The sequence below is a fragment of the Geobacillus sp. WSUCF-018B genome (assembly GCF_002809985.1).
GTDB classification, from domain to species: domain Bacteria; phylum Bacillota; class Bacilli; order Bacillales; family Anoxybacillaceae; genus Geobacillus; species Geobacillus thermophilus.
This window is the reverse complement of sequence record NZ_PIJF01000018.1, coordinates 1-10,278: the sequence shown is the minus strand read 5'-3', so window position 1 is coordinate 10,278 and position 10,278 is coordinate 1. Positions and strand designations below refer to the sequence as shown.

Here is a 10,278-nt window from a genome sequence, read left to right as displayed (position 1 = left end):
GCCAACAAACGGAGAAGGCGGCATGGCGGATGGTGACTGCTTATGCGGTTTTTGAGTAAGAAAATGGGGGATTCTCGGATGCATCAAAGAATTTCTCAAGTTGAACAGCGCCTTGATTCATCCTTTTTTCCTGTCAAACTCAGCAGCTTCATAGAGTGTCCATGTTTTCCATCTTCGGACGACTGACTCGGTACATTTGCAGCGCAACACCGTCGACCATAAACGTTTGCGCTTCCCCATGACGTAAAGCGTACTGCTCAAGCCCAACCATAAAGTTGACTCCTTCACGGTATTCCTCGTTGCCGATCACCTGAAGCGGCGGCGACATCAGTTGGCGCGAGAGGAAGAGGATCGTCTTTTTCCGCGCCCGTGTAAGCGAAACGTTGAGGCGGTTCAAACTGTAGATGAACTCCCCTTCCATCACAGCCAGTTCAGGGTCGGCGACGCCGTAGCTAATGATCGCCGCATCCGCCTCTTGCCCTTGCATTTTATCAACCGTATCGACGAAAAACGGCGGGCGCAATTCTTGGCGTTCAAGCTCACGGCGAATGGCGCGGATTTGCGCCCGATGTGGCGAGATGATAAACAGCCCGTGGCGCCAAAACGCTTGATCGCCATCCGGCGTGTCATCATACCGTTTTCCATCACCATCAAGGAGCCGTTCCCGAAGCACCCTCGTTATGTTGGCCACCCAGCGCGCTTCGGCCTCATTTTCTTGCGTGCCGTGCGCACCATCATAAACGCAAACAACAAGCGGATAATCGGGGTCGATCGCCGCTTCCACCCATTCATCGGCAGGCGGAGCGGCGGCGAGCGCCAATGTTTGCTCGGCAATTTGGCGGTTGAACGCTGTATAGTCACGTCCATAAATCCGCTCGGCCGGGTAGCGGCAAAGCGCCTCGTTCATGCGGAAATTGTCCGTCAGTTGGCGGGTATACCGCTTCTCCACATCCGCGTCAAACAGCAGGCGGAAAATCGAGTCGAACAAGTGCGGTTCCCCTTCCGCGGCCGCATACGTCCCTTGAATGATTGGCGGCAGCTGGAAATGGTCGCCGACGATAAGCAGCCTGCCTGCTTTTTTGACATGGCGCAACGCCAACAGTGAATCGGCCACGCGGATTTGCGACGCCTCATCCAGAATGACGACGTCAAACTCTTCTAGACAGCCTTTTTCATACGCCCTTTGAATGCCGTACAGCGTAGCGCCAAGCACCCGATGCCCGCCGTTGCCCAGCCATCGGGGAAGGTCACGGTCCGCCACCTCGGCGATTCCTTTGGCGTTTTCCGTCTGAATCTCACCAAGTTTCGCGATATGGACGCTGCGCCGCGGCGCAAGCTCCTGAATTTTGCGCAGAACGTTTTCGATCGCCGCATGGGTGAAACCCGAAACAAGAATGGCAAGCCTTCGCCCCCGTTTTTCATACATTTCCATCAGCAACCGAAGAGCAACGGCAATAAAATGCGTTTTCCCGGTGCCAGGCGGCCCCCAGACGAGCGTCAACGTATGACGGAGAAAGTGGAGAAACGCCTGACGCTGGCTTTTTGTCAACCCGCTTCGGCGGAGAAGCGCCTTGACTTCCTCTGCATCCCAGTTGGGACGAAACGTTTTCCGATAGCGAATCGGATCGCGAATCAAGTCCAAGATGCGATGATTGTCCTCGTCCAACTGTTGCAACGCCTGCAAGACGCGCCGGGTGGTAAAATCGGCATGCCGGATCGACAGCCGATACTCCTCTCCTTCCACAAGCGGGAACCGGTCGAGCCATTTGGGCAACTCGAGCTTGAGTTCAGCTGTCTTGCCATTATCTTCGATGGCGCGAATGCGGACAAAATAGACATTGGCCCATTGGGGCGGCTTCCATTCGCTGGAATACTTATAATCTGGAAACGTCTGTTGCGCCTTTTCTCCTTCCTCATTGCACTCCGTCAAAAGCCAGCTCGCCTTTAGATCGATCGTTTCAAGCGCCTGGCGGTTGTTCAATCGGAACCGATCGCCGCCAAGGTACGTGACATGAAGCGTCACTCCGTTCTCAAGCCGCTCCGAAAGCGGAAGCAGGCGCTTTTGGCGAATATCCAAGTAGTTTAATAGCGCCTCATAGCGCGCCATAAACGCCAGCTTGGACACAAGCGGATCACGGTAATCAGCCGAATGAGGAAACGCAAATTTTTCCGGCCAGACCATAAGCGGCGAAGGATGGACGCTCTCGGCCCACGCACGGATGCCTTGAATGATGCTGTGAGCAGCCCAAAGGCGGCGGCTCAGCTCCTTCTCGACCGCTTGCCGTGTTTCCGTGTCCCCTGTTTGCCAGGCGTCGTGCAGCACATCCAGTTTCATGGCGTTTGTCAAGCGGAACGAAAAGCGCTCGCTCGCCGAGTACAGAAACGGCGAATCATGGTAGGCCGCAATATACCGCGACAAGTCTTCAAGACGGTACGCGACATGCGCCGGCAAGGCGAACAGCTGGCTCACAGCCGTTGTCAGCACAACGACAGGAAGCGGAACCATTTCGCTTGGGTGGTCGCTGGCACTTGCTAGTGAGCTGCTATGAAAATACGACAGCAGCCGAACAGCTTTTTCGTTATAGTCTGGATCGAACAAAAGCGCTTGAAGTAGCTGCTGCACATTGTCCCATTCATAGTTGTCGATGACATACACCTGCACCGATTTTTGCGACCGCCACTCTCGCTCCCTGTTGTAATCGTGCACCGTCTGAAGCAGGCGGTCCAGCGCATCGGCAAACGTTCGGCCGACCGCGTCGCATTCTTCCAGAGAACCAGCAATAACATGATGCATTTCCGATCCCGTTCCAAACACATCTGTTCCACCAACACGGTACAACGATGCCGCCGCAATCTTCCCCGTCAACGGATCGCGTTGCGCGGTGAGAATCAGACGGATGTCTTCCCATATCGGCATATGCGTCACCGCCTGGTCATACGGAACGACCTTTTCCTCCGCAATCGCCTCAAGCTGCGCTTCAAGCCGCCGAAGTTGACGCGCCAATCCAGCGTTTTGTTTTAGGACGTGTCTCGTTTCTTGACGCTCAAGAAGTTGGCGAAACTCATCGATCGTCTCCGGAAGCTGCCGCTCGCGGATAAAGCGGGACGCATGACTCGATAAGTACGGAACGAGGGAAATATGCGACTGTTTCCGCGCTTTGTCGAAACAGTAATCATAGAACGGGCACCATTCACAGCGATAATCCAAATGCCAAAACAGCTCATCAAGTTGCTTCCCAGCCAGCGCCGTCAATTCGCTAGCCAAAAACTGCTCAAGAAACGGAAGCAGCTGTCCGATATCTGTCAGCTGCGGCTGCTCGGTTTTGTACGTCCATATCCCGGCTTCGCGCAAATCGACGCTGCCCTTAACACCGTGCTCCTCTAACACCGAGGACAACATCAACGCGTACAGCGCCGTTTGCACGCGGTGGGAAATCTTTAACACATCTGATGATTTGATGTCGATGATGCGGAACACAAAGCCGTTTTGCCCCGGAATGCACTCAATCAAATCCGGACGACACGCCGCAAAATGGATGTCGTCCCGATCCAACCCGTACCGTTCGTAAAAGCGCGGCGGCGCGATCAATGTCGGCTGGTATAAATAGCGCTTGCTCGGCTGCTTCAGCTCGCGGATCGTCTCCTCTCCATCCAAATAGCAGTGGGAAATCGGTGCGCCAGGATCTCGCTCTCCCATCTTCACTTGGCCGGCCAAATAGGTCGTAATCACTTCCTCTTCCCACTCAACCCCTCGGCGCAGCACGCTCTCATGAACCGCAGGCTGCTCAAACAGCTCTTCCGGCACATCGAGCTCGCTGCGCCGTTCTTTCGCCAACGACTGAAAATAAAAATTCCGCTCGCACTCGTGATAAAAATAGCTTGCGATTTTGGCAGGAGAAACGTAAAGCATACATCGATCCCTTTCTAAAACGTACTGGCCGATGCCCGCACTGAGATTTGTCAGTTTGTTTATCCATTGTATCATATGTTTGTACGCTTTCCTATATACACCATTCGTGCTTGTCCGACAAGAACATATGTGCTATAATGAAGGAAATTAGAATGAAAGAGGGGCCAACCATGAGCGAAGAGATCCTCTTGCAACTGTTCAACCGCCTTGGTCATATCGAGAACACGCTGCACCTCCTCGTCGAAAGCCACAAACGGCTGGAAGCGGAACAACAAGAAATGCGAAAAGAGCAGCAGGAAATCCGAAGAGAACAACAAGAAATGCGAAAAGAGCAGCAGGAAATCCGAAGAGAACAACAAGAAATGCGAAAAGAACAGCAGGAGATCCGTAGAGAACAACAAGAAATACGGAAAGAGCAACAGGAGATCCGAAGAGAACAACAAGAAATGCGAAAAGAACAGCAGGAGATCCGAAGAGAACAACAGGAAATGCGGAAAGAGCAACAGGAGATCCGAAGAGAACAACAAGAAATCCGAAAAGAACAACAGGAAATCCGAAGAGAACAACAAGAAATGCGAAAAGAACAGCAGGAGATCCGTAGAGAACAGCAGGAAATGCGCAAAGAGCAAGAAGAATTCCGGCGGATCCAGCAAGCTCTCCTTGAAGGCCAAAAGCGGTTAGAAGAAGAACAAGCCCATATCAAAGCCGGCCAAAAAGAACTGTATGATCTGATGTCTGCCCTGCTTCACCGCCAGGATGAAACCGACGCCGCACTCGACGCCCTCGCGATGGACGTGCACAAACTTCACGGTGAAGTTTCTTCCATCCACCAAAGACTCGACTCCTTAGAGAAAAAAGTCGATTCCCATGCCCAATCATTCAATGAACAGCTGAACAACATCAAACTTGACATCACCTTCCTCTCGAACAAAGTCATCGAACACGAACGGGAAATCTACAAAATTAAGAATATCATTTTATGACGATAAAGCAGGCGGGCCGCCTAAGCCCGCCTGTCCTTTTATTTCAATCCTTCTTCCACCTGTTTGATCATTTCCGACACCGACGTCAATCCGCCGCCTGAGAGATACCAATAATTTGGATCCAAGTAGACAATGTGGCCGTTTTGATATGCTTTCGTCTTTTTCACAAGTGCATTTTCAATCGTTTGCTTCGCTGTCGGCTTTCCTTCTACAACGGCGTCGCGGTCAATGACAAACAAGTAATCCGGGTTTTTCTCGGCAATGTACTCAAATGATACGCTTTGTCCATGAGGATTCGTCACTTTCAAATTCGGGTCTGCGGCTGGCACGCCGAGCACATCATGGATGAGCCCAAAGCGCGAACCTTTGCCGTACGCACTCACTTTCCCACCGGTCGTCAAAATGATCAGCGCTTTTTTGTCTGCAGCCTTTGTCTTCACTTCTTCGATTTGTTTTTCAATATTGGCCAGTTCCTCATCTACTTCTTTTTCTTTGCCAAACATTTGCCCGATCAGCTTCATATTGTTTGTAAATGAATCCCAATAATGTTGAGTGTCAATCCCTATATACACGGTTGGGCCAATCTCTTTCAACTTGTCATACAAATTTGCTTGACGACCGGAAATAAAAATGACATCCGGCTTGATTTCGCTCAATTTTTCAAAATCCGGCTCCATCAAGCTGCCGACGTTTTGGTAGTCGCTGCTTTTATATTTCTCCAAGTATTTCGGCACGTTCATCTGGGGCAAAGCTGTCACCTTCACCCCTAGTTTATCAAGGGTGTCCAGCACTCCAAAATCAAAGACAACCACTTTCTCTGGATTTTTCTTGACTTTCGCCTCTCCAAGCTGGTGCTTGATCGTCATTTCCTCGGCCTGTTCCGTTTTCTTCTCGTCATTCTTCCCACTCGCTCCGTTGCTTGCATTCTCCTTATTGCCGCAAGCAACCAGTACGACAAGAAGCAAAGCAACCACTACCATCAGCCAACGCTGTTTCATTGGCTATACCCCCTTTGGAAATTCAAATTATATGTTGACGGCTTTCGTATTCACTCGACAAGGGGCGCCCTTTCTTGCCGATGTCAACATGAAAGCCGGCTCAACCATTTTTTGACTCTTCATCACAACATGTACTTGACAAGCAATACGGTTTCCTGCACAAGGATATGCAAAAATCACTGATTTGCTGATTTCCCCACACAAGCGTAAATAGGGTATGTTCAGAAAAAATCAAGTACAACTCTTGGTGAAGAGCCCATTTTTTACTTAATTGGAATCTTCTTCATATACTTGACTTTGATCGCGTCTCCCCGTCCCATGTTTGAATCTGAGACGGAGCTCTTCACCAAGCATGCCCATAGGCTTCCACAGCCCGCTTTTTCACTAGTCAAGATGGACGCTTTCTCATGGGAAATTGCTAAAAATACACACAGATGCGCCGATTTTCAATCGTCTGCACGCGCACATCCAAATCATAAATGCCGCGAAGCACTTCATCGCTCATGATCGATGAAACATCCCCTTCACAGACGACCGCTCCATCTTTTAACGCGACCATATAATCGGAGTAACAGGAGGCAAAGTTAATATCGTGCATCACCATCACGATCGTTTTGCCAAGCTCATCGACCAGCTTGCGCAACACTTTCATCATTTGCACGGCGTGTTTCATATCCAAATTGTTCAACGGCTCGTCCAAGAAAATATAATCCGTATCTTGCGCCAACACCATCGCGATATAAGCTCTCTGCCGCTGTCCGCCGCTCAACTCGTCCATATAGCGGTCTTGCAATGGCTCCAGCTCCATATAGCGGATCGCCTCACGCACATAGTCGCGATCTTGGCGCGTCAAGCGGCCGCGCGAATACGGAAAGCGACCGAACGACACCAATTCGTGTACCGTCAAGCGAGCCGCAATGTGGTTGGATTGCTTCAAAATGGAAATTTTTTTCGCCAACTCTTCTGTCCGATAACGAGCAATTTCCTTTCCTTCAATCCAGATTTCCCCGCCATCTTTTGGAATTAAGCGGCTCATCATGGACAAAAGCGTGCTTTTCCCCGCCCCGTTCGGGCCAATGAGCGATGTGAGCTTGCGGCGCGGAACAGATAAAGATACACGGTCAATCACGGTCTTCCCGCCGTATCGCTTCAATACTTGTTTCACCTCTACCATGCTTTTCGCTCCTTTAACAAAAGGTATAGAAAATAGACGCCTCCGACCATGTTGACAATGACAGACAACGTCGTCGAAAAGGTGAACACTCGCTCGACTACCAGCTGGCCGCCAACGAGGGCGATGATGCCGAACAGCGCCGCTCCTGCAAGCAAATAACGATGTTCATACGTTTGAAAAAACGCATACGCCACATTGGCGACTATCAATCCGAAAAACATGATGGGACCAACAAGCGCGGTCGAAACCGACACCAACACCGCCACAATCATCAGCAGCCGTTTGACGACCGTTTCATACGCCACGCCTAAATTGATCGCATGATCTTTGCCGAGCGACAGCACGTCCAACTCGTGAAGATGACGGTATGTATACAATGTCGCAGCCGCAATGAGCAGGCCTGCCGGCCAAAGCAAGTCTGTTTTTATATTGTTGATGCTCGCAAACATTCGATCTTGAATGATGGAAAATTCATTTGGGTCAATCAAATATTGCATGAAAGACGTCAAACTTTGGAAAAACGTACCGAGAATCATCCCAACAAGCAAGATGAAATATAAATTTTGCCCTTCACGGTGAAACAAAAACGAATACAATAAAACTGAAAAACCGATCATCGACCCAGCAGACAAGAGAAAGTGCAAGGTGTTGCCCATCATGGTCAACGTCGTCGAACCGAACAAAAACACCACAGCAGTTTGTACAAGCATATAAACGGAATCAAGCCCAATAATGCTTGGAGTTAAAATACGATTATTGGTCATTGTCTGAAATAAGACGGTCGAAACCGCCCCCGCCCAACCGACAAGCACCATCGCGACAATCTTTTCGCTCCGCGAGCGCAACACATAGTCAAATTCCCCTCGCAAGTGTGCAAACAAAAACAGCACGATCAATCCGAGCGCCAATACCACGAGCACAACCACTTTCATCCGATTAGACATACTGCTTCGTTCTCCTTACGAGCAAATATAAAAAGACACCGCTTCCGATTACTCCAACCGTCAAGCCGATCGGAATTTCGTATGGATAAATGGCGACTCGGCCAAATACATCGCAAATTAGCACAAACAAAGCGCCAAATATGGCTGTCAACGGCAATACTTTACGCAAATGATCCCCATAATACATCGTGACAATGTTCGGAACGATCAGCCCTAAAAACGGCAGCGTCCCAACCGTCAACACCTCAACAGCAGAAACAACAGCGACAATGAGGAGACCGGTGTAGACAATCGAACGGTAGCGAACCCCTAAGTTCGTCGCCATCTCCTCCCCCATGCCGGCGATCGTAAACCGATTGGCGTATACATAAGCGATTGCCATGAGCGGAACGCTCACATACAGCATTTCATAACGTCCTTGCATCATAACGGAAAAATCGCCGTGCATCCATGCGGACATCGATTGAATCAAATCATATTTATAAGCCAAAAACGTCGTGACAGAACCGACAATATTGCCAAACATCAAGCCGATGAGCGGAATAAAGATCGAATCTTTGTACTTCACACGATCCAAAACCGTCATAAACAGCAGCGTCCCCGCAAACGCAAACACAACGGCAATAGCCGCCTTCACAAGCGGCCCTGCGGCAGCGAATGCAATCATGGACACCAACAGGCCAAGCCGCGCCCAATCCATCGTTCCCGCCGTCGTCGGCGACACAAATCGGTTTTGGCTCAACTGCTGCATGATCAAGCCGCAAATGCTCACGCTTGACCCGGCGATCAGAATGCTGATGAGCCTCGGCAAGCGACTGATCAAAAACACTTCCCACGCCTCACGGTCGCCGGCAAACAGCTCGCGAGGCGATAAATCATGCACACCGACAAACAATGATGCCGCAGCCAAAACAACAAGAAGCACCATCCATTTTTTCATGTTTTCTCATCCTGTCTCCCGTTCTATCCCATCATACAAGTCGAATGACGATGCCATGTCCAGACTCAATTGCTTTACAGGTGCAATTATGATATTGATTATCTTTCCTAATTAAAAAGATAAATTCTGCTTGTGTTGAGAAGCAACCAGCACCGCCAAGATGGCTGTCATCTCCTCAATCGCTGTTCTTTTCAAGTCAAGCCATTCTGTCCGCATGCGGCCACCACATCTCACTCCATTCTTTTGAAAACCATGTTCCCACCCAAACCTCTAAAAAGAGAAGGATTATCATTTTCACATACCATATTTTAATTGATAAAAATTATCATTGTCAATATTTTTCATCGTTTTTTTGTAAGCAAACCGTTTGCTCGCCGACAGTCGCCTTCACCAATGGGCTTGACGCTAAAAAAAAGCGCCCTGCCTAAACGGCAGCGCACTTTGCTCCATTTCTTATCCTTTGACCAACACCGTTTTAATCGCCGTGAAAAACTCGATGGCTGCCCGCCCTTGCTCACGCGAGTGGGAGCTCGACTGCTTCATCCCGCCAAACGGCGCTTGCAGTTCGACTCCTGCGCTTTCTTCATTAATCCGGACGAGCCCGGCCTCGATGTCTTGGATGAACGCGAGCATCTTGCCGATATTTTGCGTGAAAATCGAGGCGCTCAATCCAAACGGTGTGTCATTGGCGAGAGAAAGCGCTTCTTCCAGCGAATCCACTTTGATTAACGCCAACACCGGCCCGAAAATTTCCTCGCGAGCGATCGTCATGTCGGGCGACACGTTTTCAAAGATGGTCGGCTGCACATAAAACCCTTTTGCCCGTTCCCCATCCGTCAAACGTTGGCCTCCGTAAACGAGCGTCGCCCCTTCTTCGATTCCTCCGCGCGGAACAAATACTCTCCGCGTTTCGGGCCGGACAGCTTCCGCCATGCCGCCTGCGCCCTTCGCGCCGCCTCAACCGCAACGTTCACATCCTCGACTCCGGACTCTTGAACGTAGCCGACGATATCATCGATGTTGGCTGGGTTAAGGCTGGCTTCGATTTTTCCAGTGGAGGAATGAATCCATTCGCCATTGATGTAATTCAAGTATGTTTGTTTTTCTGTTCCCATCTTCATAATATCTTCTCCCCCTTTCCATTCACGTGATCGCTGCATACGATCTTGGAAAAAATGTTTGCCCCTGGTCATGATCTGAAAAATACAAGTTCATAACACTACTATAATATATATAAATTGAAATAAAGGTTTTCTCCCGTTCCACGGCGAATAAATACAAAGAGAAAATAGGGGAACGGAGAGAAAATATGATGCCAAATCACAAAGA

7 protein-coding genes and 1 pseudogene are annotated in these 10,278 nt (G+C 49.9%); 1 reads left to right on the top strand and 7 read right to left on the bottom strand.

Annotation, left to right across the window (positions count from 1 at the left end):
* Nucleotides 1–148 precede the first annotated feature (148 nt).
* Nucleotides 149–3,910 carry a bifunctional RecB family nuclease/DEAD/DEAH box helicase gene (locus tag CV944_RS07420; protein WP_100663998.1) on the bottom strand — a complete coding sequence of 1,254 codons (3,762 nt, stop codon included), beginning with the start codon at nt 3,908–3,910 and terminating at the stop codon, nt 149–151.
* A gap of 170 nt (nt 3,911–4,080) precedes the next feature.
* Between CV944_RS07420 and CV944_RS07415 the strand changes: the two genes are divergently transcribed.
* Nucleotides 4,081–4,893 (top strand): coiled-coil domain-containing protein, encoded by an 813-nt coding sequence (locus tag CV944_RS07415; RefSeq protein WP_033010124.1) that lies wholly within the window; start codon nt 4,081–4,083, stop codon nt 4,891–4,893.
* 38 nt (nt 4,894–4,931) lie between these two features.
* On the opposite strand, the gene CV944_RS07410 is transcribed toward CV944_RS07415, so the two are convergent.
* From CV944_RS07410 to CV944_RS17590, 6 genes and pseudogenes are all read right to left on the bottom strand, one after another.
* Nucleotides 4,932–5,891, bottom strand: a complete 960-nt coding sequence (locus CV944_RS07410; RefSeq protein WP_033010120.1) for a siderophore ABC transporter substrate-binding protein — start codon at nt 5,889–5,891, stop codon at nt 4,932–4,934.
* Between the two features lie 418 nt (nt 5,892–6,309).
* Nucleotides 6,310–7,065 (bottom strand): iron ABC transporter ATP-binding protein, encoded by a 756-nt coding sequence (locus CV944_RS07405; RefSeq protein ID WP_015374606.1) that lies wholly within the window; start codon nt 7,063–7,065, stop codon nt 6,310–6,312.
* Nucleotides 7,059–8,009, bottom strand: a complete 951-nt coding sequence (locus CV944_RS07400; protein WP_100663997.1) for an iron chelate uptake ABC transporter family permease subunit — start codon at nt 8,007–8,009, stop codon at nt 7,059–7,061. The genes CV944_RS07405 and CV944_RS07400 overlap by 7 nt, the downstream gene beginning before the upstream one ends.
* Nucleotides 8,002–8,949, bottom strand: a complete 948-nt coding sequence (locus tag CV944_RS07395; protein WP_013145615.1) for an ABC transporter permease — start codon at nt 8,947–8,949, stop codon at nt 8,002–8,004. Before CV944_RS07395 ends, CV944_RS07400 begins: the two co-directional genes overlap by 8 nt.
* A gap of 453 nt (nt 8,950–9,402) precedes the next feature.
* Nucleotides 9,403–9,831, bottom strand: a pseudogene (locus CV944_RS17595) (aldehyde dehydrogenase family protein); the annotation flags it as partial.
* Nucleotides 9,786–10,064 (bottom strand): aldehyde dehydrogenase family protein, encoded by a 279-nt coding sequence (locus CV944_RS17590; RefSeq protein ID WP_369806428.1) that lies wholly within the window; start codon nt 10,062–10,064, stop codon nt 9,786–9,788. The pseudogene CV944_RS17595 and the gene CV944_RS17590, both read right to left, overlap by 46 nt.
* Between the last annotated feature and the right edge of the window lie 214 nt (nt 10,065–10,278).